The following is a 24897-nucleotide window of genomic DNA, read 5'->3' as shown; positions in this document are numbered from 1 at the left end:
CAGTCGGTCAGCAGCAAGAGTCGGTGGCCGCGCCGAACTGCGCGCGGGCGAACCCGGCTGCCCGCTGCGCGATGTCGGGCGGGAGCCCCAGCTCGCGGGCCGCCGCCAGCACGGCTTCGGTGAGGTCGGGGGTGGTGAGCAGTTGACGTTGGGTGGCCTCGGTCAGCCTGGCGGGCAGGTCCGGGTCGACGCCGAGTTCGTCGGCGAGCACTTTCGCGCCGAGGGTGGCGGTGCACACGCCGGTCTCGGGCAGGTCGAGTTCGACTCGCCTCGCGGCATCCCAGTCGCCCGCGAGCGCGGCGACGACGGACCGGACCTGTTCGTAGCCGGTCGCCAGCAGAAAGGTCGGTGCCCGGCCGTAGCTCTTGATCCCCACGGCGAAGAAGTCGGGCTCCGGGTGGCTCAGCTCGGCGTGCCCGTGCGGGCGGACGGTGCCGCACGCGTGGTGGTTCGGATCGATCAGCGGGGCCAACACCCGCGGCGCCTGCAGGATCGGGTCGTTGTCGAGCCGAAGTTCGCTCAGGAAGCCGAGGTCCGGGCGGTAGCCGGTGGCCCGCACGATCCGGTCCGCCGGGATGACGAAGTGGTCGCCGTCGCTGCCGCGGCCGACGAGCTCGACCGGCTCCTCGTCGGGCTCCGGGTCGGCGACCGCGCGCAACTCGGTCACCGCGAAGTCGGTCACCAGGTCGATCGCGCCGCGGTCGACCAGGAGGTGCAGCCCGGCGCCGATGGCGCCGCGGGCAGGCAGCGCGTCGTCGGCACCGCCGCCGTAGGCGCGGTCGGTCGTGCCGCGGATCGCCCATGTGACCTGCGTGTCCGGTGCCGCCGCGGCCAGTTCCGCGAGGGCGAGGACGGTCGTGGCGGCCGAGTGACCCGATCCGACGACAATGGTGTGCCGGTCGGCGAACCTGTCGCGGTCGGCCCCGAGGACGTCGGGCAGCGCGTGCTCGATCCACGACGCGGCGGCGGCCTCGCCGTGCGCGGGAAGCCCGGTGGCACCGAGCGGGTTGGGCACGGTCCACGTGCCCGAGGCGTCGATGACCGCGCGGCCCAGCCACTCGGCGCCGTCTGCGAGCCGAACGACGAACGGGGCCGCGGACCGCCCCGCCGAGCGCACCCGGTCCACGCCGAGTCGGGCGACGGCGGTGACTGGCGAGCCGTAGTGGATGTGCGGGCTGATCGACGGGCACGCGGCCAACGGCCGCAGGTAGTCCGCGACAAGAGCCGCGCCAGTCGGCAGCGCGTCGTCGTCCGGCGCCTGCCAGCCCCGCGCCACCAGCAGGCGTCGGGCAGTCGCGTCGACGTTGTAGCGCCACGGACTGAACAGCCGCACGTGCGCCCACTGCCCCACCGAGTGGCCGGGGCCGTCGCCTGCCTCGAACACCTGGAACGGCAGCCCCCGCTCAGCGAGCTGCGCCGCGGCGGCGAGACCGACCGGCCCCGCGCCGATCACGATCACGGGCAGCGATTCCATGGCTCCTCATCCCACGCCGACGCGCACCCGGTGGCGGGTGGCGGCGTCGACGAACGCGTGGATCAGCGGGTGGACGGCGTCGGGCGTGGACGACAGCTCCGGCTGGAACAGGGTGCCGACGAAGAACGGGTGGCCGGTGAGCTCGACAGCGCGCGGCGCGCCCTCGTCGTCCCAGGCGGTCACCGCCAGTGGGCCGGTCGAGATCGCGGACAGGAACTCGGGGTTCAGCCCGTATCGGCAGTGGTAGGTCTCGGCGACCCGCGAGGCGCCGCCGAACACCGCGGCGATCCGGCTGCCCTCGACCAGCCGCAGCCAGGACTTCTCCCCCAGCAGCGAGCACTCCAGGGGCGTGATCAGCGGCGTGGTCGCGTCGGGGACGTACTGCACATCCTCCGCGTCGCCCATCCCCACGACGTGGCGGGCATACTCGACCAGCGCGTGCTGGAACCCACCGCACGTGCCCAGAAACGGGATGCCGCCGCGCCTGGCGTGGCCGATCGCGGCGAGGACGCCGTCCCGGTTGGCGTACGGCGAACCCGGCGCGACCCAGATCCCGCTGACGTCGTCGAGCTGGTCCAGTGACCGCAGCTCCGCTGTGGGCAGCCACTCGACCTTCGCGGGCAGCACCGGGCTGATGGCGTCGATTCGGGGATGCGCCTTGGCCTGGCGCTCGCGGTCGCCGAGCACCACGATGCGGACGGTCACGCCGTGTCCCCCTCAGCCGCGCAGCACGCGGTCTCGCCGGCGGCAACGGGTTCCAGTCGCAGCGCGGCACGTCGGGCGCTGCCGAGCGCGTCGAGCAGCGCGACCACCTGTCCCTGCTGCTCAGCGAGGATGACGACCGAGCTGATGCCGCGGGCCACGCAGCCCCGGCGTCGCTTGACCTGCTCGGACCCCGGCCCGAACTCCGCGTGCCGCAGACCTTCGGCGTAGGCGTCCTGGACCGGCCGCGTGATGATCAGCGGGAAGTACAGGCCGCTGCGCCTGCCCAACAGCTCGTAGTCGAACCCGGACCACTTGAGCACCAGGCGGTCGCCCTTGCGCACCGCGACGCAGGAGCCGACCAGGGTGTCGCCCTGGAACGCGGCGTAGCAGCGCAGGTCGGCCTTGGCCGCCAACATGCCCAGCAGGATCGCCTCGACGTGCTCGGGACGCTCGTGGCCGTCGTACTTGCTGCGGTTGTAGCAGGTCAACTCGGCGACGCGGCGCAGGTGTGGGCGCGCGGCCTCACCGTCGAGCCGCTTGATCTCGAACCCGGACTCGGCGAAGTTGCGGTGGTCGCGGTTGACCGTCACGCGGGCCCGCGACGGCAGTGCCTCGACGTGATCGGCATAGGTCTGCGCGGTGAGCGGCATGTGGTACTCCTGCCCCCAGAACACCTCGTGGCCACCGTGCCCGACGAGCGCGTCGATGAGCGGCTGATTCCCGTCCCGGCTCGGGATCCACGGCGCGACGATGCTGCGGGCACCGTTGTCCAGCGCGGTCTTGACGAGTTCGTCGACCATGCGCGCCACCAGTTCCGGGTCGCCCGCGGCCTCAGTGCGGAAGCCGAGCGGGGACCCCAGGATCAGGGCGGGAAAGAACGTCGAGGCGCCCATCCCGTCGACGACCGACGTCGGGTCGATGCCCTCCGGCGAGGCGCCGGTGTCGCAGCACGCCGTGTCGCCGCTGGGCGGCTGCCAGCCGAGGTAGGCGCGCGGGTCGAAGTCGACCGCCTGCGGCGAGTCGAACCAGAATCCCGCTATATAGGCCGAAAGTTCGCCGTCACGGGTGGCGACCGTGTGCCATGGTCGCGCGTCGGGCAGTGCGTGGGCGGTGGCGCGCAGCCAGGCCGGGCCGAGGTAGGGCCACAGGTCCGGCAGGGCGTGCAGCTCCTCCTCCCAGCTCATGGCAGGCAGGTCGACCCCGGCGGTGACCTGGGTTGTCTGGTCGGTTCCAGCGGTCATGTCCGATCTCCGATCTTTGCGCGTGCGGGGCGCGCCCATGCTGGTGTGGCTCTCGACCATGCCGAGCAGCTAGTGCGGGTGTTGCTCCGTGGAGCAGGTGATCAAGTGGTGGCGGCGGTGACCGGCTGCCGCGTTGGTTCCGGCCGCAGCCGCCGGGTCAGCGGGCTCAGCACGGCCAGTGCCGCGGCGCAGCCGTAGAGCACCATCTGCGACAGTGGGGCGACGCCCGCCCCGGCCGAGCCGACGCCTGCCAGGGCCAGGCCCGCGACCGCCGTGACCACGGCGACCGCGGCGGATTCGGCGATCGCCATCGCGGACGCGGACTCGCTGCGCGAGACACCCGCCGACAAGTCGAGCACGGTGACGTTGATGGCGGTGTTGGCCAGGTTCGCGCCGAGGCCCGTGACTGCCCAGCCCACGTACGCGAAGGCGACGGCGTTGGCTGGGGCGAGCCCGAACGCCGTCATGGCAAGACCCGCGGCTTGCAGGAGCTGGCCGCCCAGCACGAGCGACGGCCGGTCGAGCGTGGCCGTCCACGGCCTGCTGAAGGCCAGCCCGCCGACGGCGTAGCCGATGATGCCGCAGGACAGCACCAGTCCCGCGCCTGACATCGAGAAACCACGGCCCTCCACCAGGCTCAGCGGGATGAGGAACCCCACGGCCACCCACGGGGCGGCGACGAGTCCGCGCATCAGCACCGCGGTGGGCAATCCGGCCGCGAAGCGGAACGCGCCGCGCGGAAACAGCGGCCTGCAGGCGACGAGAACCACCACGACGGCGACCGCGAGCACCGGCCACGCGATGCGGGGCGGGAGCTGGCGGGCGTAGAGCACCGCCAGGATGCCTGCTGACAGCAGGACCGCGGGCAGCAGCCGATGCCGCAGCCGCGTTCCCGACGCACCCGCGTACCCGTGGCCGTCGACGTGCTTGAGCACCGACCAGACCACCCCCAGCGCCAGCAGTTCGAGTGCGGGCACGGGAAGCAGCACCAGCCGCCAGGTGGCCTGCTCGGTGACCACGCCCGCGACCAGCGGGCCCAGCGTGCCGGGAATGGCCCACCCCATCGAGATGAAGCCGAAGACGCGGCCCCGGCCGCTGTCGCGGAAGCAGTATCCGATGAGGACGTACACCGTGACCCAGACCAGTCCGGTACCGATGCCCTGCACGGTCCGCCCGGCCAGGAACCAGCCGAACCACGGAGCGCTGCCGCAGATGATCAGACCGCACCCGTGCAACAGCGCCCCGGCGACGAAGACCTTGACCGGGCCGAGCCGGTTGACGTACCACGCGCCAAGGACCACGGCCACGAGCTCGGCCAGCACCGACGCGCCGAACACGAGGGCGTAGAACGACCGGCCGCCGATCTCGTCGAGCGCCGCGGCGACGAGCGTCTGCGTCGCGGTCTTCTCGAACGACGCAACGACGACGGTCAGCACCAGGGTGATCGTCAGGCGCGTCGCTTGCCCTGGGGTGAGGGTGACTCCGTCGACGGACTTCTGGTCGGGACCGGCCATCACAGCCGCCACGACATCCAGTCGATCGGCGGCAGACCGAGGTTCTCGCGCAGGCGCTCGATGTCGCCCGCGACGCGAACGCTGGGAAAGAACCCCTGCGGCGTACGGATGATCGGCAGGTGGATGGGCAGGTCGGCTTCGAGTTCGCCTGCGGACTGCCGTGCCGACTCGGCCGCCGCGAGCGCGTCGTGCCTACCCGCGGTGATACTCGGCGGCACCGCGCGCATGCGCCTGGTGTCGGGAGTGTCCGTCACTGTCGCGTACAGCGTCAGCTCCTCGGGCGTGCAGCGCCCGGTGAAACCCTCCAGGACCAGGCGGCAGTACAGGATGGCGTTGATCGTCTCGGCCGCGGACTCGACGCAGGTCATCCAGTCCTCGTCGGCGATGGCGGCGTCGAGGTCCGCGACACAGCTCTGCACCTCGTAGATGTAGACCCAGGCGGCCGGGGCGACCCGGGTGGCCAACCACTGCGCGTCGTGCGAGACAGTCATCGGGTCACCTGGTTCTCGGTCAGGGTCGCGGCGACGGCCTTCTCGTCGACCAGGATTCGGGACAGGCTGGCGCTGAGCAGCGTGACCAGGTGGTCGGCGCCGTGTTCGGCGATCACCTCCGCACACGTGCCCTCGACCGGTGCCGTGGACTCAAGCCTGCCGCGCGCGGTGAGCGCGAACTTCTGCGAGCCGATCCGCACGGGTTGCAGGTCGTCGGCGCGCTCGACCCTGGTCACCGCGAACGGGTCGAAACCCGCCATGCCGAGGGTCGCCAGCATGCTCTCGACGTCGGCTCCGTTCGCGCAGGCCGCGGTGGCGGCGCGCAGTTCGGCCGGGACTCCGGCCTTGACTGCCCTTGCGGGCAGCCACTTCTGTCCGATCGGCGGGTAGCCGCGCGTCGCGCAGGCCAGATTGAGCACGGCCCGGCCGCACACCGACCAGAGGTGCGCCGCGTCGTGCGCCGACCTCGTCACGGCCTCGGCCATGGCCCAGTTGGACAGCACCGTGCTCAGCGCGCGGCGGACCAGGTGGGCCAGCACGACCTCGTGCTGCCCGACGTCGAACATCGGCGGACTGTCCTCGTCCATCGGCAGTGCGGTCGACCACCGGGTGAGCCAGGCGGCTTCCCCGTGCTTGAGCACCACGTCGGCGGCGAGCCTGCCGCTGGCCACATCGACGATGGGGCCGGTGAGCTTGGCGAACACGGTGGCGGGCAACTGTGCCGGGTAGTGCTCCACGTCCACGGTGACGCCGTTGACGAAGAAGAGGAACGGCGGCGTCGGGGCATCGATGTCCGGCGACAGCAGGTGGATGTCGATGTCGCTGCCGCCGTTGCCGAAACCTTGGGCCAGTGAGCCCACGATGTATCCGACGCCGTTTTCGAGCACGCTGCCGCCTGCCGTGCGCAGGCCGTCCAGCGTCACGCCGACCCTGCTGAGCGCGGTCGCACAATTGTGATCCTTGTGCTCGCGCGCGCGAGCGGCAACAGACATGCGCAGTTCCTCCATTGTCGACACACGCTGAGCTGATTCCCCCGGTTGGATTCAACGATTGATCCTACGTCGGCCGACGAGTCCGCCCGGAGTGGTCGAATTAGATGTGACGGGGATCATACTCCGCCACCGTAACGATTAGCCTAATGCGAGTTACCGCCCCGCGGTGAGTCTCGCCGCACCCCGGATTGGAGTCCGTTCTCAACCCTTGCCGCCCAGGAAGATCAGCTGCTACAACCCGGTCAAGCCTGCCAGGTTCTCCGCGTTCCCCGCAAGTCCGTTAGGCCGTACCGGCACCACCGTTTGGCGGGTATTAATCAGTGATTTAGATCACATGTTAACTCTCTGAACGGGCGCCCGGAGTGCCGTGTACGGTTTATGCGGCAGCCTTGCGACGGAATGCGCGGGGGTTTGTTCAGGGGGGCAATACGGTGCGTCGAATTCCCACGGTCGCGTTGGTGTACCAGCGACCGTCCATGCCATGGATGTTCGAGGCCGCGCGGCGCGCGGGCGTCGAACTCGTCCTGGTCACGAAAACCACTCCGGCGGCCGACGAGCGGCTGCCCGACGAAGTGCCCGCCGGGGTCGTCGAAGTCCTTTCGCTCGACATCACCGAGACCGACTCCGCCGTGGCCGCGCTGCGCGAGGTGCACTCTCGGCGGCCGATCGACGGCGTGGTGGCCGGTAGCGACGGCGCGGTGCACTTCGCGGCGTCCGCCGCGCGGGCACTGGGCCTACCCGCCCTCTCCGCGGCGGCGGCGCTCGCCGTGCGGGACAAGCGAATCATGCGCGAACGCCTGCGGGACGCGGGGCTCAACACCCCGCCGTTCCTGGCCATCGCGGGCCCTGACCAGTGGCAGGAAGCCGCCACGCTGCGGTTCCCTGTCGTGGTCAAGCCCGCGGGCGGGTTCACCAGCCTCGGCGTGGCCAAGGCCGAGTCCGCGGCCGACCTCGAAGCCACGGTGCGACAGGTGTGGGACGTCTGCGTGCGCCACCTGCGCTTCGGCGCGGGCACGGCCGCGTTCGAGGGCCTGATCGTCGAAGAGTTCATGGACGGCCCCGAGTATTGCGTCGAATCTCTTACCTACCAAGGGGAAACGCGCGTCCACACGATCGGCTACAAGGGCACGCCGATGGGCCCGTACTTCGAGGAGACCATCTACCGCGCGCCCGCGCCGCTGTCCGACGAGCTCGAACGGGCCATCCACGACCAGATCGTCGGGGCGCACGCCGCGTTCGGCGTGACCGACGGCCCGACCCACGCGGAGCTGCGCATCCACCAAGGCGCCCCCCACCTGCTGGAGATGGGCGCCAGGGTCGGTGCCTCCGGCGCGTCGCACCACATCGTGGCCGGGGTGACCGGGGTCGACTTCGGCGCGGAGACCTACCGCATCGCCATGGGCCTGCGGCCGTCGAGCTGGGCCGAACCGGTGGCTGCCACCGGGGTCGCGGCCATGTACTTCGTCCAGGTGGGCGGCTCGGGCACGATCGCCGACATCGTCGGGCTGGACGGGCTCGACGACGATGCCAGGGTCGACCGGGTGGTACGGATGATGGGCCCCGGTGACGTGGTCCGCCCGTACCCCGAGTACAGCGGATACCCGGGATTCATCCTGTCGAACCACCCCGACTACGCCGACGCCGAGTCGTTCCACCGGCAGCTCGACGACACTGTCCGCATCACCTACCACTGATCCAGACTCGCGCACGCCGCTTGGCCTCGCGCCAGGCTGTCGCGCGCGCATGATCAAAGGATTGGGCCACTTTGTTAGCAGGCTCTGTGCAGGGGCTCGTGGTGGACGACGTCTTCCTCCGACTCGACGGTGTGGTCGCCGACTGCGAGTTCCTCCTCAAACTCGAAGGACTCAACCCTGCCGGCTCGGTCAAACTCAAGACCGCCGTCGGCCTGCTCGACGCCGCCGAGCGCGACGGGCGGCTGCGGTCGGGCGGGCATGTGATCGAGTCCTCCTCCGGCAACCTCGGCGTCGCACTCGGCATGGCGTGCGCCGAGCGCGGCTACACCTTCACCCTGGTCACCGACCCGAACGCGCTGCCCCGGAGTCTTGCGCTCATCCGGGCGACCGGCGCCAACATCGCGGTCGTCGAGCACCGCGACGCCAACGGCGGGTTCCTCGGCAGCCGCATCGACCACATCAAGGGTCGCCTCGCCGTCGAGCCGGACCTGGTGTGGCTCAACCAGTACGCCAACCCGGCCAACGCGCGGGTGCATGCCGCCAGGACGGCGAAGTCCATCTTCGACGAGTTCGGCGACCTCGATTACCTGGTCGTCGGCGCGGGCACCACGGGCACGCTGATGGGCTGTCTCGACCATGTCGCCGATCGCTCGCCGGACACCAAGGTCGTCGCCGTCGACACCAGTGGTTCGGTCACCTTCGGTACACCGGCAGGCCCGCGGTTCGTGCCGGGGTTGGGCACCAGCAGGCGGCCCGAGCTGGCGGATCCCGCGCGGTTCGACCGGCTGCACCGTGTCGTCCACGTCGACGAGCTCGACGCGATCCTTGAGTGCCGCTGGCTGGCGCGCACCCGTGGGCTCGTCGCGGGCGGCTCGACCGGGTCGGTCGTCGCCGCGGTGCGGCGCATCGGGCCCGAGTTCCCAGCCGGGGCACGGGTGGTCGCACTTGCCCCCGACCTGGGCGACGGCTACCTCGAAACCGTCTACAGCGACTCGTGGGTCGCCGCGAAGTTCGGTGTCGACCTGTCCGAGCGCGACTTCCGCATTCCACCAGTCCGGGAAACCACAACAAGAGGTCGAATCGATGTTTGATTTCAGCGTCGTCAGCGGCACGGTCGCGCAGGACGTCATCGCGCGCTCGCGACCGGAGATAATCGACGCGGTCCGCAAGGCGTACCGCACGCACGGGGCCGGGCGAACAGTCAACCCGGACAGCTACTTCCTGCGGTTCCCAGCCAAACCCGACGCGCGCATCATCGCGCTCCCCGCGCACCTCGACGGCGACGACGAGGTCTCAGGAATCAAGTGGATCTCCAGCTTCCCGGCCAACATCGACCGCAACATACCGCGTGCGTCGGCCGTCCTGCTGCTCAACGACTACGCCACCGGATACCCGTTCGCCTGCCTGGAGGCCGCCCAGATCTCCGCGGCCCGTACCGCGGCTTCGGCCGTGCTCGGCGCGTCGGCGATCACCGGCAGCACCACCGCGGGTCGGATCGCCGTGATCGGCGCCGGGGTCATCGCCCGCAACGTCGCGGAGTTCTTTCTGGCGCACCAGTGGTCGGTCGGTGAGTTCGTCATCCACGACCGCAACCCCGACTACGCCGACGCGCTTGGCGCACACCTCCAGTCGGCCGTCGGACAGCGCGCGCGCCGCGTCGACAGCCTCGCCGCCGCCATCGACGGCGCCGACATCGTCGTGTTCGCCACGACGGCAGGCGAGCCGTACATCACCGCGGCCGACACGTTCGCCCCCGGCCAGACCGTCCTCAACATCTCCTTGCGAGACCTCGGCCCGGAGATCATCCTCAACGCGCACAACGTGGTGGACGACGTCGAACACTGCCTGAAGGCCAACACCTCGCCACATCTGGCAGAGCAGCGGTACGGCAGTCGCGACTTCATCGACGGCACGCTGCCGCAGTTGCTGGCCGGGGAGTTCGAACTGGGCGCCGACAAGCCGCGGATCTTCTCGCCGTTCGGCCTCGGCGTGCTCGACCTCGCCGTCGGCATGCACGTCTACCGGACCGCGGTCGCCGAGGGGCGCACCGTCGAAGTCCCCGGCTTCTTCGGCGAAACCCAGCGCTGGTCCGCACTCACCCGTTGACCACCAATCGGAGAGATCAATCGGAGAGATCCACCATGAGCACACCTGACATCGCGGTCCACCAGCAGGAGCGCTCCACCCTGGTGTCGACTTCGGACCCAACAGGGCTTCTCGACCGCTACTGGCCCCCGGTGCCGCCGTTCGAGAAGTTCGATGACGAGCTCTACGCGCTGCTGTGGGCGGCGCCGGACGAGCAGGACGCAATGGTCGCCGCGTCCCGCGCGGATCCGGTAACCCACGGCAAGTTTCTGCACGGGCACCTGGCCGAGCTGTACGCCTACAGCTTCGGCTACCGCGACGCGCCCTGCACCCGTGAGGTCGACGACGCGCTGGAGACCGCGATGCTGACCACGCGGATCAAGCTGGAGCGGGAGCTCTTCGACCACTGGATGACCCCGGAGCCCGCGCCGCGGTTCGCCGACCAGGCCGCCGCGGGCGCCTACCTGGCGGAACTGGCCGACACCAACCCCGGTGTGGACCACCCGCTGTTCGCGTTCCTGCGTGACGAGGCCGACGAGCGCCAGATGCACCGCTTCCTGCAGGCGGACCTGATCCGCAACGAGGTCGTCGACGACGAAGTCGCGCTGCTGGTCGTCGGGCTGCAGGGCGCGCAGAAGAACGTCGCCGCGGCGAACCTGTGGGACGAGTGCGGCCGCGGCAGGCTGGAGAACTTCCACACCCACTGGCTGCGCAGGCTGTTACAGGCGACCGATGGCTGGGACGAGCTCTACGAGTACCGCCACGACCACCCGTGGTTCGCCAGGTTCACCTCCAACACCAACGCCGCGCTGCTCACCCGGCCCGCGCGCAAGCTGGAGGCATACGGCTGTTTCCTGGTATTCGAGAGCTGGGTCGCGCCGCACTTCGTCAGCGTCCTGGCGGGTATGGACCGGCTGGGCATCCTGGATGACGACATTCGGATCTATTTCGCCGCGCACGTCAAGATCGACCCGCGGCACAGCAAGGAACTCGCTGAAGGACTGCGCGACCAGCGGCCCGCGCTGAGCCCCAGAGAGATCGAGAAAGTCGTCTACGGCGCGCATCTCGCGGCGTCGGCGGGCAAGCGCCAGTTCGATTGCATGGTCGACTACCTGCGTGGTCTGAAGTGAAGGGAAACCCGGACATGAGCACATCCCCCGCGGTCAGGCTGGTCACCTGCGCCCACCTGCCAGAGTTGGCTCCAGACGACCAGGAGTTGCTGCACGCGCTGCGGCGCAAGGGCATCGACGTCGAGGTCGCGGTCTGGGACGACCCGACCGTCGACTGGGCCGCCGCGCCGGTGACCGTCATCCGCTCGGTGTTCGACTACCACCTGCGCCCGGCGGAGTTCCTGGCGTGGCTGGCCGACATCGAGTCGAAGACGACGGTGCACAACGCGCCGGAGATCATCAAGTGGAACGCGCACAAGTCGTACCTGCGCGGCGTGGCGGAGGCAGGCTTCGACATCATCCCGACGCACTGGCTCAGCCGCGACGAGTCGGTCGACATCGCGACCATCCGCGCGCGGAACTCGTGGACCGACATCGTGGTCAAGCCCGCGATCTCGGCATCGGCGCACCGCACCCTCAAGGTGACCGGCGACAACCTCGCCGAGGGCCAGGCGCACGCCGAGGACCTGCTGCGCGACGGCGACGCTCTGGTGCAGCCCTACCTCTACGACTTCGAGACCACCGGCGAGACCTCGGTGATCTGGCTCGGCCCGCGGCAGACGCACAGCGTTCGCAGGCCGTCCGGCATCCACACGACGCTTGAGGAGGCGCACGTCGGCGCGCCCCTGACGCCCAGCGAGAGCGAGATCGCGCTGGCCGGCAAGGTCTATGACTGGATCACCCCGAAGCCGCTGTACGCGCGGATCGACATCATCGACAGTGTCGACTACGGCCTGCTCGTGCTCGAATTGGAGCTGATCGAGCCCGCGCTCTACCTGCGGCACTCCACCGCGGTCGCGGACGCCTTCGCGGACGCGGTCATCGACCTGATCGAGCGGTAGGGGCCATGGGCGAGACCGGACTCGAACGCACCCAGCGCCGCACCATCGCGGTGCTGTTCCTCAGCCAGCTCGTCGGCGGCCTCGGGGTGGGGATCGGCATCGCGGTCGGGGTGCTGTTCGCCGCCCGGCTCACGGGGCAGGTGGCGTCGGGTCTGGCGGGCAGCACCATGGTGCTCGGCACCGCGCTTACCGCGGTGCCCGTGTCGCGGCTCATGCAGCGGCACGGGCGCCGCGCCGGGCTCGTCGCCGCGTACCTGACCGGGGCGGCGGGCGCGGCGCTGCTGGCCGCGGCGGCGGTGACGTCGTGGGTCGGCTGGCTGTTCCCCGGCATGTTCCTGTTCGGCGGCGGGACGACGGCCAACCTGCAGGCGCGCTTCGCCGCGGTCGACCTGGCCACGGCCGAGCGCCGGGGCCGGTCCCTGTCGACGGTCGTCTGGGCGACGACAGTGGGCGCCGTCGCCGGTCCGGTGATCGCCGCGGCGGCCGACGGCGGCTTCCGCGGCATGGGACTGCCGACCATGACCGGCGCGTTCGCCGTGTCGGGCGGCGCGTTCGCCCTCGCGGCACTGGTCGTCTTCGTCCTGCTCCGGCCGGACCCGCTGACGCTGGCCCGTAGCCAGGGCGCCGCGCAGGTGCGGCGCGGCGGGACACTGGCCGCGCTGCGCCACATCGCGTCGGTCCCCGCCGCCCGCTTCGGGCTCGCGGGGGTGGCGATCGGCCACTTCGGCATGATCGCGCTGATGTCGATGACGCCGGTCCACCTGGACCACGGCGCGCACGGCGGCACGGACCTCGGCGTGATTGGCGTCGTGGTGTCGGTGCACCTGGCGGGCATGTACGCGCTCTCCCCGCTGGCGGGCTGGGCAACCGACCGGCTGGGTCGCAAGCCGGTGATCGGCTGCGGCATGGCGATGCTGGTCGCTGCCTGCCTTGTCGCGGCGGCGTTTCCGCATGACGTGGCCGCGGTCACGCTGTCGCTGGGGCTGCTGGGCCTCGGCTGGTCCGCTTCGCTGATCGCTGGGTCGACACTGGTCACCGACAGCGTGGAGCCGGAGCGGCGGCCCGCTTCGCAGGGCGCGTGCGATCTGACCATGGGGTTGGCCGGGGCGCTGGCCAGCGGCGCGGCAGGCCTAGTGCTGGCAGCATTGGGGTTCTCGGTGTTCGCCCTGCTGTGCGGGCTCGCGATCGTGGTGCTGCTGGGTCTGGTCCTGGCCGTGGGTACCCGGGATCACCACTCGCAGTTGGTCCCGAGCCTGGATCGGGTCGACAGGTGAGCCCGCGATCCCGGGCCCCCGACGCTCATCCCAGGCTCAGCGCGTGGTTGGGCAGTTCCAGGGGTTCCAGGGTGCCCGCGCCGAACGTCGTGCGGACCCACTCGTCGTCGTAGACCGTGTCCAGGTAGCGGTCGCCGAGATCGGGCGAGATGGCCGCGATGCGCGCGCCTTCGCCGAACTCGGGTGCGCAGCGCAGCACCGCGGTGACCACCGAGCCGGTCGACCCGCCGACGACCAGCCCGCGGCGCGCGAGAGCGCGGCACATGCGCACCGCGTCGGCCTCGTCGACCAGTTCCACCCTGGGCACCCGCGCCGCGTCGAGCAGCTCAGGGCGCCTGCTGGTGCCGATGCCGGGAATCCGGCGCGGCCCCGGGGCGAAGCCGAAGGTCACCGAGCCGACGGTGTCGACGGCGATCACGGTGGTGTTGGGGGAATGTCGGGCAACGTGGTCGACACAGCCCATGAGCGTTCCGGTGGTGCCCGCGCCGACGAACAGGTAGTCGACCGCGCCGAGTTCGTCGAGCAGCGACTTCGCCGTGCTGTCGGTGTGCGCTCGCGCGTTGGCCGGGTTGGCGTACTGGTTGAGCCACACGAGGTCCGGGTCGATGGCGAGGCAGTCCTTGATGTACTCGATCCGAGTGCCGAGGTAGCCGCCATTGGCGTCGCGTCGACAAACCCGCGCGACCTTCGCGCCCACCGCCCGCATGAACGCCTCACTGCGTGGCGGCGTGTTCGGGTCGGTGACGCAGGTGAACGAGTAGCCGCGCTCGGCACAGACCACGCTGAGCGCGATACCCAGGTTTCCCGAAGACGACTCGACGACAGCGCCGCCCGCGCGGAGCAGACCGCTCAGCTCCGCGTCGTCGAGCAGGCTGATGGCGGTCTTGAGCTTGATCGACCCGGCCGGGTTGAGCCCTTCCACCTTGAGTGCGAACTCGCGGCCGGGAACCAGCCAGTCCACTCGCAAGAACGCGTTGTCGATCACGACGTCCTGCACGTAGTGCGCTATCACGGAACCGTTCTACTCCTTTCCCGGAGAGCCAAGCGCCGGGGTGCCGGAAGGGAAAACCCATTCCACGCTGAAATACGCGGGCCTTGCCCGAGTGGCCGATGGACGCCGTCGGCCCCAGTGCCTGTGTCCGACCGATCGACAGAACTCCGTGCGCGAGAACTCCGTGCGCGCATTCGCACCCTTCGACGCTACACGTCGCGGCAAACAGACACCCCGGTCCACCGCAACTGCGAGTCAGATCACAGTGCATAGCAATGGTTGGCGATCGGTTGACCTGAACGGGCGCATCCGTTGATGGCAACGGTGGAACGTCTCGTTGCGGCGGGAGCGCAACGGGTGATCCTCGACGGGTTAACGTGCGCCGAACGGCGTAAACGTGGCAGCGGCTTGGTGAAACCAGTTGCGTCGCCAAGTTCCGGTCCGGTAGCCTCGTTCGAGGCGCGATCCCTGTTCGACAGGGATCGCGTCCGGTCGATGGGGGACGTATTTCGGGGGCGTCGAAATCCTTGGCGGACGGGCTGACCAATGGTCGCCGACGCCACGATCACCTATGTCGAGACGTCCATGCCTGGACGCTTCCGCGCGCGAGGAAAACGGGGTGAAGGCAAACCAGTGATGGAATCGAAGATGCCAGGCGGATCGGCGCTGGCGGCCGATTTGGTGCTGAGCGCCGCGGGCCTGCGCAGCGAGCACGTGTCACTGGAGAACGGCAGGGTGGTCGCGGGCGGCGCGCCCGCGCCCGCCGACCGCGGCGCGCTGGGCCCGGATGCGGCGTACTTCGTCGAGGGTCTGCCGGTCGAAATGCACTGTCACAGCATCGGCCAGGTGGATTTCTCCGACTTCGCCACGCTCGACCTGATCGCGTTGAACTCGACCTCGGCCGCCGAAGGCGTGGCCTGCGTGCCGACCCTGTACCTGCGCCACGACCGTCTCGACGACTTCGTCGCGTTCATGCGCCGGTTCCACGAGCTGCGTGCGCGGGGCCTGCTGCCCTACATCCCGGGCATCGCCCTCGAAGGCCCGCTGCTGGCCAGCCACGGCGGCACGCCCGCGTCGACGGTCTGGCCGCCGACGCGCCACGAGTGGGAGAAGCTCGCGGGCTGCGGCAGCCTCGGTCTGGTCTACGTCGTGGTCTCGCCCGACGGCCTCACCCCGGACTCCGACCTCTACGACCGGCTGACCCCGGCCCACCCCGACCTGCGGTGGATCGTGCGAACACTGGTCGAGGCCGGTGTGCGGCCCGCGCTGGGGCACTACACCAAGGCCGACGCCGCTCGCGCCGCCGAGCTCACCTACGAACTGGTCGACCAGGCATGGGCGGCCGAGAGCCCGATTCCCGGCGTGCGCGTGGTCACCGACCACCTGTTCAACGACATGCCGCTGCCGTTCAGGCACGCCTTCCGCACCCGCAGGGCCCGCGCCGAGCGAGACGCGCTCATCGCCGCGTACGACCTGCCGTCGTGGAACCTCGCCGACCTGCATCAGCAGGTCGGCCCGGTGGCCGCGGCGATCATGCGGCTGTGCCACGACGGGAAAGTGGCCTCCTGTATCAACTTCGACGGCGAGCACGTCGACCTGGCCATCGCCGCCAGGGCCGTCGAGGTCGTCGGCAGCCGCAACATCATGCTGATGACGGACCGCTGCGACGCGGCCCGGCTCGGTGGGCAGGACCTGAGCCGGGGCGAGGAGAACTCGCTGTGGTACCAGAAGGGCGGCATCGTCGCGGCAGGCTCGCAGCCCATCGACCGGCAGATCGCCAACGCCCGCTCGGCAGGCGTGCCAGAACACATTCTGTGGGACCTCATCTCGTTCACCGCTCAGGCAACACTCGGCCTCGACCGCGACCCCTGGCTCAACCCCGCCCGGTCCGGCTGCTTCGTCGGCGGCGCCGACCAGCAGAGCCGGGTCGCGGTCCTCTCCGGCCCCGCCGACGCCGCGGTGGCCCCGCGGTGGTCCGAATGACCGGCAGGCCCGCCCGAAGCCGCAACGAAGTGGAGCAGCACCGGTGATTGACGTACTCGACAAGCTCGACGTGGACTGGTCCGACCTGACCAAGGTGCACCAGACCACCAGGGATCTGCTGCAGGAGTTGGCGGAGGACAAGGCCACGCTGCAACTGCTGGTCGACCGGGTCCGCGAGGAGCCGTCGCTGATGGCCATGTGCGAGCGGCACCGCCTGCTCGACAAGATCGTCGTCTACGACGGCGGCCCGCGCGGCTTCCGGCTGCGCATCCACATCTCCACCCGCGAGCACCGCGACCGGCCGCACGACCACCGGTTCTCCTTCACCAGCCGCATCATCACCGGCCGCTACCGCCACACCCGACACGACCTTGTCGGCGACCTGGACGAGTCGATCCCGTGGCACGTCCAGGAGGACGTCGAGGCGATGCTGCAGAACGCGCGCGCCGTGCCGAGGTTCGACACCTTCCAGACCGCGGGCAGCACCTACTCCCTGCACCACACCGAGGTCCACACGACCTTCACCACGCCGGACACCGTCTCGCTGTTCCTCCGTGGACCGTCCGAAAAGGACCGCTCGCTCATCACCGAGCGCGAGACCGGCAGGCTTTGGTGGCGCTACGGCGCGGACAAGGAGAGGCAGGACCGCCGCGTGCGCAAGGTCATGAAGGCCGCGGAGTTCGAGGAACTCGTGGACCGGTTGAACAAGCTGGAAGTCCTCTAGCTCAGGAAGGCTTTTTGCGCGATGACTACCGCTACCACCAAGTCCGAGTCCGAAGTCCTCGCCGTGATGAACAACCTCCCGGCCGTGGACTGGTCCGACCTCGAAGCCGCGGCGGACCTCACCCGCGGCATCGCCCACACTCTCGGCGACGACCGCGAGCTGTTGGCGGCCCTGGTCGACCGGGTGCCCGGCGTGCCGGAGCTGCGCGAGAAGTGCGAGTGCCACGCGCTCGACGACAAGATCGTCATCTGGGACGACCAGGAGAAGGGGCTGCGCATTCGGCTCCGGCTGGCCAACACCGACCAGTACGAGCGCGTCCACAACCACCGGTACTCGTTCACCGCGTACCTGCTCTACGGCACGTACTTCCACACGCTCTACGCCACCGACCAGCCGCTGGACGAGACAGCCGATGTCACGCGGTTCTGGCCGCGGGTGATCCGGGAGGAGCGCACCGGCGACATCATCACCCTGCACCACCAGCAACTGCACACCACGATCACCTCGCCGGAGACCGTCTCGCTGATGATCCAGAGCCCCGCGCAGAAGGCGCGGGCGTTCATGATCCGCAAGTCCGATGGCCAGGTCTGGTGGCGGCTCGGCGCCGCGGAGGAGGACGCCGACCGCCGCGCCGAGATCCGAATGTCAGACGAGCGGTTCAGCCACTGGCGGACCAAGCTGGTGCAACTGGGCGTGCTGTGACCGAGTCGGTTGTCGCGGGACCGCACGTGGTGCGCTACGGCGCGGGCAACGCCCAGCACGTGCTGGTCGCGGCGATCGGCGCCGAGGCCGCTGTCCTGTTGGTACACGGCGGTTTCTGGCGCGCGGAGCAGCAGGCGTCGAGCATGCTCGGTGCCTGCTCCGACGTGGCTGCCGCGGGGTTGGCGGCGGCCTCCGTCGAGTACCGCACGGTGGAGACGGGGGCGAGCTGGGACACCATGGTGCGGGACGTGGCCGACGCCGTCACCGCGTTCGGCGCGGCGACGGCGATCCCGTTGCGCCGCACCGTCTTGGTCGGGCATTCCGCAGGCGGCCACCTGGCACTGCTCGCCGCCGCCAGGCTGCCGGGTCTGGGCGCCGTCGTCGGGTTGGCGCCCGTGACCGACCTGGTGCGGGCGCACGCCCAGCACCTCGGCGACGACGCGGTCCTGGGGCTGTTCGGCGGGCGAGAGCCCGCCGTCGAGGAACTGCGGGCAGCGTCGCCGCTGCACCAGCCCACACCGGGGTGCCGAATCCTGCTGGTGCACGGCACCGCCGACCAGGCGGTGCCCGTCGAGCAGAGCTCGGCGTACGCGCGGGCGACGGGCGCGCCGCTGCGGCTGATCGACGACGCCCGGCACATGCACCTGGTCAAGACCGAACGGCCCGCGTGGGCGCGGGTACGCGCCGAACTCGGCGCCATGGCGAAAGCGCTCAGCGATGACCCGATCGACACCTGACCCCCTGCTCGTCGGCCGCCGTGGCAGGCTGCGGGTGCTGGCCCTGGTCTCGGCGACCGGGGCGAACCTGACCACCCTGATCCGGCTGGCGGCAGACCACCCTGACCTTGTCGAGGTGGCACTGGTTGCCTCCGACCGGCCCAAGGCGCGCGCGCTGGACGTTGCCGCCGCGGCCGGTCTGCGGGTGTGGCCGGGGAACTTCGAGGCCGAGTGCGGCCGCTACCGCGATTGTCGAACCGACCCGGACCGTGCCGCGTATGCCAAGCGCGCCATGGCTTTCCACGACCGGCTAGCCGATCGGATCGAGGGTTTCGAGCGCGACCACGGCGAAATCGATCTGGTGGTGCTCGCCTATCACCGCTGGATCCACGGCCGGTTCCTGGAGAAGTTCCGCGACCGGGTCATCAACCAGCACCCCGGCGACCTGGCCTCGCTGGACGACACCGGCGCGCGGACGCTGATCGGGCTCGACCCGGTCGGCGTCGCGCTGCGCCGCGGCGACCACTCGACCCGCACCTCGACGTTTCTCGTCGACGACGAGCACGACGGCGGCCCCATTCTGGCGCGCGGCCCGGTCGTCCCGTACGGCGGGCCGCGACCTCCGTCCACTGAGGACGTCGTGCGGCACGAGTCTCTTCAGAAGGAACTCAGCGACCGTCCCGCCCTGCGCTGGACAGTGCTCGCGCTCGCCCAAGGCAGGCTGGGGATCGACCGGTCGACCCGGCACGCCGACGGCAGCGCGACCGTGCGCGTCGACGGGGTCGCGGCGCCCCTCGGTGGCCACGTGATCGACCAGCCCGCCGACCACCACGACCCCGGAGCGAAGGCATGACCGCCCCGACCCTTGCCGATCCGCGCACGGACGTGTCCGCCGAGTACCTCGCGGAGTTGACCCGCAGCCCGCAGAAGGTCGAGCACTACCTGCTGGACCCCTACGTCCGCCATGGCGCGCGTGAGCTGACCACGGACTGCGTGCTGCGGCACACGTTCGTCGTGCTCAAGCCGGACGCGGTCGTCGGTCGTCGCCTGCATATCGTGGTAGACCTGTTGGGGCGCAACGGCTTTCAGATCGTCGGCGCGCACCGGTTCCGGTTCACCCCACTGCTGACCCGCGAGATCTGGCGCTACCAGTTCAACATCGCCACCCGGGACCGCGCGGAGGTTGTGGACCTGCTGCTGCCCGCGGGCGACAGCGTCCTGCTCGTCGTCGCCGACGAACGCCACCGCCCGGGTGCGCTGCCCGCCGCCTGCAGGCTGTCGGGTCTCAAGGGTTCGGCCGACCCGGCGCTGCGCGGGCCGGACGACCTGCGCAGCGTGCTCAACGCCCCCACCACGCTGTTCAACTTCATGCACACCGCCGACGAGCCCGCCGACGTGGTGCGCGAACTGGCCCTGCTACAGGTGGCGACCGGCCACCCCGTGCTGGGCATGCTCGACGGCGCGCCGTCGCCCGATGTCGACACCGTGGTGCGCGAACTCTACGCGGCCGCCGCGGCGCATGACCTCGACGCGCGGTCGAGCTGGCGACGGCTCGGGTCCGCGGGCGACCCCGCGGTGCGGGAACTGGCCAGGCGCGCGGCCGACGGCGACCCCGCGGCCGATTGGTCGGCCCTGCTCGACCTGTTTCCCTGCCGAGTCCCACCCGCGGACCTGGTGTGGGACGCACTGTCCATCGCCACGGCGGCGATCGCGTCCAACGTGCCGGGGCTGCGCCCCATCGTGCCAACGGCGGGACCGGCACTGTGGTCGACATACCAGGATGAGGACTCACGCTCGTGACCACCGCACCCAGCGCGGCAACAGCATCGGCCGCCCGCGAGATCCCCGGCCGGATGGTCGCGGGCGACCTCGTCTATCGCACCCCGCCCGCGGCGGTGTTCACCCGGTCCAACGGCGTGCGGCTCTATGACGTCGACGACCGCGAGTACCTCGACGGCGAGGCCGCCAACGGCGCGCTGACGTGGGGCTACGACGCGGAGATCGTCCGGGAGGCGTGCCTGCGGGCGATGGCGATGCCGGGGCTGCCGTCGTTCTGCGAGTCGTCGCTGCGCATCAGCGTCATCGACCGGTTGGCCGACCGGTTCGAGCGCGCGGTCGGCGTCCCGGGCCGCGTCGCGGTCGAGTTGGGCGGCGCGCAGGGCATCGAGATGGCGCTGCGGATCGTCGCGGCACACCGTGGCGACGGCCCGATCCTCTGTTTCCAGGGCGGCTACCACGGCCGGTCGCCGTTCACCGCGCACCTGAGCGCCAGCAGCCGCTACCGGGCAAGCCAGCCGTGGCCGGGGCCCGAGGTCGTCCGGCTGCCGTACCCCGACTGTGGCTCCTGCCCGCACCGTCCACTGAACGGCGGCTGCAACGCGGCGTGCGCGAGCATGGTCGAGCGGCTGGGCACCAATGACATGCTCGGTGTCCCCGGCGCGGGCGCGAGTCGCGGTGTCGCCGCGCTGGTCGTCGAGCCACTGCTCAACGTGGGCGGTTTCGCCCTGCCCGACAGCGGCCATCTGCGCCGCGTCGCCGACCACGTGCGATCCCTCGGCGGGCTGATCGTGGTCGACGAGATTTTCACCGGCCTGCACCGGCTCGGCCCGGAGTGGGGTTTCCAGTTGCACGGCCTGGACCCGGACATCATCGTGGCCAGCAAGGCGCTGACCAACGGGGTGACGCCGTTCAGTTGCGTGTGGGCCAGGGAGCCGTTGGCCGACCCTGCCGTGTTCCCGCCCGGATCGCATTCCTCCACGTTCGCGGGCAATCCGCACTCCCTTGCCGTCGTGGACACGGTTCTGGACCGGTGGGCGGGTTGGCCGGGCGCGACGGAGTCGATGGCGGAATTCGCCCGCGAGTTGCGCACCGCGCTTGAGGTGGTCGCCAAGCGCGACGTCGTGCGGTCGGTCGAGGTGGTCGGTGGCCTGGCCAGGATCGAGCTCACCGGCCCGCACGCGAGCGCCGTGCGCGCCAAGGCCGCGCGGGCGGACCAACGGCCGGGACTGCTGCTCGCCAGCACCGGAATGGCACCTTCGGTGGTGGCGCTGCACCCGCCGCTGGTTACCTCGGTCGCGGACATCCGGCTGATGGCCGAGGTGCTCGACGATTCGCTGAAGGAGCTCGAAGGTGACATCTGAGCGCGCGGTGCCCCTGTACGACTGGATCCCGGGCGCGGTGGTGTTCGACTGCGACGGCCTGCTCATGGACACCGAGCCGTGCTGGACGGTGGCCGAGACCGAGCTGTTCGCCCGGCGCGGGCTGCCGTTCGGGCTTGAACAGAAGGCGCTGGTCATCGGCAAGTCCGTCGAAGCGGCAGCGGAGGCGATGGCCGAGGCGTTCGGCGAGCCCGGCGCGGGCCCGGCCATCGCCGTCGAGCTGCTCGACCTCGTCTCCGCCGTCGTCGAGGCCGAGGCCGCCGCGATGCCGGGCGCGCTCGACCTGGTCGAGGCCACGCGCAAGGTGCTGCCGATCGCGGTCGCGAGCAACTCCCCGCGGTCGCTACTCGATGTGGCCTTGAGCCGCGGCGGGTTCACCGACTTCGTCGAGATCAGCGTCGCGGCGGACGAGGTGCCCAACCCCAAGCCCGCAGCCGACATGTACACCAGGGCCTGCGCGTTGCTGGGCGTGCCTGCGGCCGACACCCTGGCGTTCGAGGACTCCATGACCGGGTTGCGGTCGGCGCGGGCGGCCGGAGTGCGCCTGGTCGGGGTGCCCACGCTCGGGCACGAGGACTTCCCGGCCGATCATGTCGTCGCGTCGCTGCTCGACGCCGAGTTGATGGCGTGGGTGAGTCGGTGGACCAGATGATTCCCGCCGACCCGATCGTGTGCGTTTGCGCGCGCGTCTCGGAGGACACGGTGCTGGCGGCGATCCACGCGGGGGCGCGCACGATCTCGGACATCCGCACGTCCTGTGGGGCGAACACCGGGTGCGGCGGCTGCGCCGACGACATCGGCGAACTGCTGGAAGAGTCCATTTAGGACGGTCTGTGATCAACTACTGGGGATATCTCGCGATGGTCGCGATCGTAGTCGTCACACCGGGTGCGGACACTCTGGTCGTGGTCCGCGGCGCGATGAGCGCGGGCGCGGCGGGCGCCCTGCGCACCGCGCTGGGCGTGTGTCTGGGACTGGCGTGCTGGTCGGCGGCATCGGCGGCGGGACTCGCCGCTCTGGTCGCGGCCTCGCCCACCGGCTACGCCGCGGTCAAGATCGCGGGTGCCACGTACCTGATCTACCTGGGAGTGCGCGGCATTCTCGCCGCCAGGGCCAGGTCCGCCAACGAGATCGTCATCTCGGCCGCGGGCCACCGCCGCGAGGTCATCCAGGGTTTCCTCACCACCCTGGGCAACCCGAAGGTGGGCGTGTTCTACCTGTCGCTTCTTCCGCAGTTCCTGCCGGAGGGCGCGGCGACGGTGGGGGCGTCCATGCGGCTGGCGTCCATCCACATCGGACTGAGCTTCCTCTGCCTCGCAGGCTACGCTGCGCTGGTCTTGCTGCTGGGCAACATCTTCAACCGCGGCGGGTGGCAGCGCGCCGTCGACGGAATCGCGGGATCGGTGTTGTGCGCACTGGGCGCGGGGTTGATCGTGACAGCGCTGACTGGGGGAGCGTAGTGAAACAGGCCCGCACCAGAAATCACCAAGCCGTTGGCGGCGCCTGTAGCCTCGCCGATAACGCACCGACTGTGCCTGGACGCATGGCCGTGATCCGGGCGACGCCGTGACTGGAGGACATCGACGTGACCGCGACGATCACCAGGCAACACCGCGCCAACCCGACGCCGCGGCCGGAGATGGCCGAGATCCTGCGCAGCGCACTGCTTGGCGACGATCGGTACGCGACCGAGGTGTGCTCCGACCTGATTGCCGGGGCACTCCGGTCGGATGCCACGGTGCGGCCGGTGGATCTCGGACCAGGTCTGGTGGCAGTTGTGCGGACCAGCGCCGATACCACGGCGAGGGTGTTGTGCGTGCACAACGTCACCGACGAACCGGCAGTCTTTCAACCGGCGGCGGCCGTCGTCGGCTCCTTGACCTTCGTTCGCGGGCAAGTCGACACCGACGACCTCGGCACCGGAGTGCTGCGGTGTCGGCTGTGCGCCAACGGTTTCGTGTGGTTCGGCATCCTTGACCAAGCCAAGTGAACCAGTGGTCCAGGCGACCGTTGACGACGAGTTGGTCCTGCTCAATCCCGGGCCCGCAGGTACCTCCCAACGGGTGAAGGACGCGCTCCTGCGCGGCGATCTGTGCCATCGCGAACCCGAGTTCGCCGACCTGCTCGGCAGGCTGCGCGAACGCCTGCCCGCTGTTCTGGGCGTGGCGGCCACGCACGAGGCGGTGCTGATCACCGGTTCCGGGACCGCCGTGATGGAGGCCGCGGTGATCGGTGCGGTGCGGGCAGGCCGGTCGATGCTGGTGGTCAACAACGGTGTCTACGGCGACCGGCTGGCCAGAATCGGCCGAGCCAACGGGATCACGGTGCACGAGGTCCGCCCGGATGGTGATCCGATCACCCGGTGGTCGACGCCGATAGACCCGCAGGCGATCCAGGACGCGCTGGCGGCGCACCCGGATGTGGACGCGGTCGCCTGCGTGCAGCACGAGACAACCACCGGCATGATCAATCCGGTTGCCGAGATCGGCCGGATCACCCACGACGGGGACCGGGTGTTCCTCACCGACGCGATCAGCAGTACCGCCAACGAAGATCCGCCACTGTCGCGGGTGGCCGCCGACATCGTCTGTGGAACCTCCAACAAGGGGCTGCACGGACAGCCTGGACTCGGGTTCCTGCTCTGCTCCGCACGGGGCGCGGAGCGGATCGAGCAGGCGCCGACGCGCTCGTTCTACCTGCATCCGTGGTCCTACCTCAGTGCGCAGCGCAACGGCGACGTGCCGTTCACCCCGGCCGTGCAGGTCATGTACGCACTCGACGAGGCCCTCAGCGAGCTGACCGACCACGGTGGCGTTGATGCCAGGGTCCGGCTCTACCGCGACCGGGCCGATCTCGTGCGGTCCGGCTTCGAACGGCTCGGCCTGCGGATCCTGGTCCAGCCTGCCTGGCGGTCCAACTCTGTGACGATGCTGCGCCTACCGGCCGGGGTGACCTATGGCCGGTTGCATGACGAGCTGAAACGGCGCGGCTATGTCAGTTACGGTGGTCAGTCGCACCTGTCTCGCGACTACTTTCGCCTGTGCACGATGGGCGAGATCGCGTGGCATCGGCTGGCAGGCCTGGCCTGCGCACTCGATGAGTCGATCATCGCGGCTCGCGCCTGAGGACCAACGACACGAAG

25 protein-coding genes are annotated in these 24897 nt (G+C 70.3%); 18 read left to right on the top strand and 7 right to left on the bottom strand.

Annotated features, from left to right (window positions below; genetic code table 11):
• Positions 1–7: 7 nt before the first annotated feature.
• From ACT4N7_RS13020 to ACT4N7_RS12995, 6 genes are all read right to left on the bottom strand, one after another.
• Positions 8–1474, bottom strand: coding sequence for an FAD-dependent oxidoreductase (locus tag ACT4N7_RS13020; protein WP_444828926.1), 1467 nt, complete (start codon positions 1472–1474; stop codon positions 8–10).
• 6 nt (positions 1475–1480) lie between these two features.
• Positions 1481–2179: a CTP synthase C-terminal region-related (seleno)protein gene (locus ACT4N7_RS13015; protein WP_444828925.1), complete on the bottom strand. Its 699-nt coding sequence runs from the start codon at positions 2177–2179 to the stop codon at positions 1481–1483.
• On the bottom strand, positions 2176–3420 hold the full coding sequence (locus tag ACT4N7_RS13010) for a GNAT family N-acetyltransferase (protein WP_444828924.1): 1245 nt from the start codon (positions 3418–3420) through the stop codon (positions 2176–2178). The genes ACT4N7_RS13015 and ACT4N7_RS13010 overlap by 4 nt, the downstream gene beginning before the upstream one ends.
• Before the next feature lie 101 nt (positions 3421–3521).
• On the bottom strand, positions 3522–4946 hold the full coding sequence (locus tag ACT4N7_RS13005) for an MFS transporter (protein WP_444828923.1): 1425 nt from the start codon (positions 4944–4946) through the stop codon (positions 3522–3524).
• The gene (locus ACT4N7_RS13000; RefSeq protein WP_444828922.1) at positions 4934–5425 is read right to left on the bottom strand and encodes a hypothetical protein; all 492 of its coding nucleotides are present in this window, start codon (positions 5423–5425) and stop codon (positions 4934–4936) included. The genes ACT4N7_RS13005 and ACT4N7_RS13000 overlap by 13 nt, the downstream gene beginning before the upstream one ends.
• The gene (locus tag ACT4N7_RS12995; protein ID WP_444828921.1) at positions 5422–6417 is read right to left on the bottom strand and encodes a hypothetical protein; all 996 of its coding nucleotides are present in this window, start codon (positions 6415–6417) and stop codon (positions 5422–5424) included. The genes ACT4N7_RS13000 and ACT4N7_RS12995 overlap by 4 nt, the downstream gene beginning before the upstream one ends.
• 476 nt (positions 6418–6893) lie before the next feature.
• Between ACT4N7_RS12995 and ACT4N7_RS12990 the strand changes: the two genes are divergently transcribed.
• From ACT4N7_RS12990 to ACT4N7_RS12965, 6 genes are all read left to right on the top strand, one after another.
• Entirely contained in the window at positions 6894–8111 is a 1218-nt protein-coding gene (locus ACT4N7_RS12990) for an ATP-grasp domain-containing protein (protein WP_444828920.1), read from the top strand.
• 86 nt (positions 8112–8197) lie between these two features.
• Positions 8198–9202, top strand: coding sequence for a 2,3-diaminopropionate biosynthesis protein SbnA (gene sbnA / locus ACT4N7_RS12985; protein WP_444828919.1), 1005 nt, complete (start codon positions 8198–8200; stop codon positions 9200–9202).
• On the top strand, positions 9195–10217 hold the full coding sequence (gene sbnB / locus ACT4N7_RS12980; RefSeq protein ID WP_444828918.1) for a 2,3-diaminopropionate biosynthesis protein SbnB: 1023 nt from the start codon (positions 9195–9197) through the stop codon (positions 10215–10217). The genes sbnA (ACT4N7_RS12985) and sbnB overlap by 8 nt, the downstream gene beginning before the upstream one ends.
• 35 nt (positions 10218–10252) lie before the next feature.
• Positions 10253–11326, top strand: coding sequence for an iron-containing redox enzyme family protein (locus tag ACT4N7_RS12975; RefSeq protein WP_444828917.1), 1074 nt, complete (start codon positions 10253–10255; stop codon positions 11324–11326).
• A gap of 14 nt (positions 11327–11340) precedes the next feature.
• Entirely contained in the window at positions 11341–12207 is an 867-nt protein-coding gene (locus ACT4N7_RS12970) for an ATP-grasp domain-containing protein (protein ID WP_444828916.1), read from the top strand.
• 5 nt (positions 12208–12212) lie between these two features.
• Positions 12213–13481, top strand: coding sequence for an MFS transporter (locus ACT4N7_RS12965; RefSeq protein ID WP_444828915.1), 1269 nt, complete (start codon positions 12213–12215; stop codon positions 13479–13481).
• Between the two features lie 25 nt (positions 13482–13506).
• Here the strand turns inward: ACT4N7_RS12965 and sbnA (ACT4N7_RS12960) are convergent, their stop codons facing one another.
• On the bottom strand, positions 13507–14493 hold the full coding sequence (gene sbnA, locus ACT4N7_RS12960) for a 2,3-diaminopropionate biosynthesis protein SbnA (protein ID WP_444828914.1): 987 nt from the start codon (positions 14491–14493) through the stop codon (positions 13507–13509).
• Between the two features lie 627 nt (positions 14494–15120).
• Between sbnA (ACT4N7_RS12960) and ACT4N7_RS12955 the strand changes: the two genes are divergently transcribed.
• The 12 genes from ACT4N7_RS12955 (at position 15121) to ACT4N7_RS12900 (ending at position 24880) form a co-directional block, all read left to right on the top strand.
• Positions 15121–16455 carry a hypothetical protein gene (locus ACT4N7_RS12955; protein ID WP_444828913.1) on the top strand — a complete coding sequence of 445 codons (1335 nt, stop codon included), beginning with the start codon at positions 15121–15123 and terminating at the stop codon, positions 16453–16455.
• A 43-nt stretch (positions 16456–16498) separates the two neighbouring features.
• Complete coding sequence (locus ACT4N7_RS12950; RefSeq protein ID WP_444828912.1) at positions 16499–17179, top strand: hypothetical protein; 681 nt, start codon at positions 16499–16501, stop codon at positions 17177–17179.
• A 21-nt stretch (positions 17180–17200) separates the two neighbouring features.
• Positions 17201–17881 (top strand): hypothetical protein, encoded by a 681-nt coding sequence (locus ACT4N7_RS12945; protein ID WP_444828911.1) that lies wholly within the window; start codon positions 17201–17203, stop codon positions 17879–17881.
• Positions 17878–18618 (top strand): alpha/beta hydrolase family protein, encoded by a 741-nt coding sequence (locus ACT4N7_RS12940; protein WP_444828910.1) that lies wholly within the window; start codon positions 17878–17880, stop codon positions 18616–18618. Before ACT4N7_RS12945 ends, ACT4N7_RS12940 begins: the two co-directional genes overlap by 4 nt.
• Complete coding sequence (locus ACT4N7_RS12935) at positions 18599–19450, top strand: formyltransferase family protein (protein WP_444828909.1); 852 nt, start codon at positions 18599–18601, stop codon at positions 19448–19450. The genes ACT4N7_RS12940 and ACT4N7_RS12935 overlap by 20 nt, the downstream gene beginning before the upstream one ends.
• On the top strand, positions 19447–20397 hold the full coding sequence (locus ACT4N7_RS12930; protein WP_444828908.1) for a hypothetical protein: 951 nt from the start codon (positions 19447–19449) through the stop codon (positions 20395–20397). The genes ACT4N7_RS12935 and ACT4N7_RS12930 overlap by 4 nt, the downstream gene beginning before the upstream one ends.
• Entirely contained in the window at positions 20394–21737 is a 1344-nt protein-coding gene (locus tag ACT4N7_RS12925) for an aminotransferase class III-fold pyridoxal phosphate-dependent enzyme (protein ID WP_444828907.1), read from the top strand. Before ACT4N7_RS12930 ends, ACT4N7_RS12925 begins: the two co-directional genes overlap by 4 nt.
• Positions 21727–22407 (top strand): HAD family hydrolase, encoded by a 681-nt coding sequence (locus ACT4N7_RS12920; protein ID WP_444828906.1) that lies wholly within the window; start codon positions 21727–21729, stop codon positions 22405–22407. The genes ACT4N7_RS12925 and ACT4N7_RS12920 overlap by 11 nt, the downstream gene beginning before the upstream one ends.
• Complete coding sequence (locus ACT4N7_RS12915; protein ID WP_444828952.1) at positions 22404–22580, top strand: (2Fe-2S)-binding protein; 177 nt, start codon at positions 22404–22406, stop codon at positions 22578–22580. Before ACT4N7_RS12920 ends, ACT4N7_RS12915 begins: the two co-directional genes overlap by 4 nt.
• An 8-nt stretch (positions 22581–22588) precedes the next feature.
• Positions 22589–23215: a LysE family translocator gene (locus ACT4N7_RS12910; RefSeq protein ID WP_444828905.1), complete on the top strand. Its 627-nt coding sequence runs from the start codon at positions 22589–22591 to the stop codon at positions 23213–23215.
• A 179-nt stretch (positions 23216–23394) separates the two neighbouring features.
• Positions 23395–23745, top strand: a complete 351-nt coding sequence (locus tag ACT4N7_RS12905; protein WP_444828904.1) for a hypothetical protein — start codon at positions 23395–23397, stop codon at positions 23743–23745.
• A 73-nt stretch (positions 23746–23818) separates the two neighbouring features.
• Positions 23819–24880 (top strand): pyridoxal-phosphate-dependent aminotransferase family protein, encoded by a 1062-nt coding sequence (locus ACT4N7_RS12900; RefSeq protein WP_444828903.1) that lies wholly within the window; start codon positions 23819–23821, stop codon positions 24878–24880.
• The last annotated feature ends 17 nt before the right edge of the window (positions 24881–24897 follow it).

This window comes from Actinokineospora sp. (genome assembly GCF_052390155.1).
Lineage (GTDB): Bacteria > Actinomycetota > Actinomycetes > Mycobacteriales > Pseudonocardiaceae > Actinokineospora.
The sequence above is the reverse complement of the archived record's forward strand: the minus strand, read 5'-3'. Positions and strand labels throughout refer to the sequence as shown.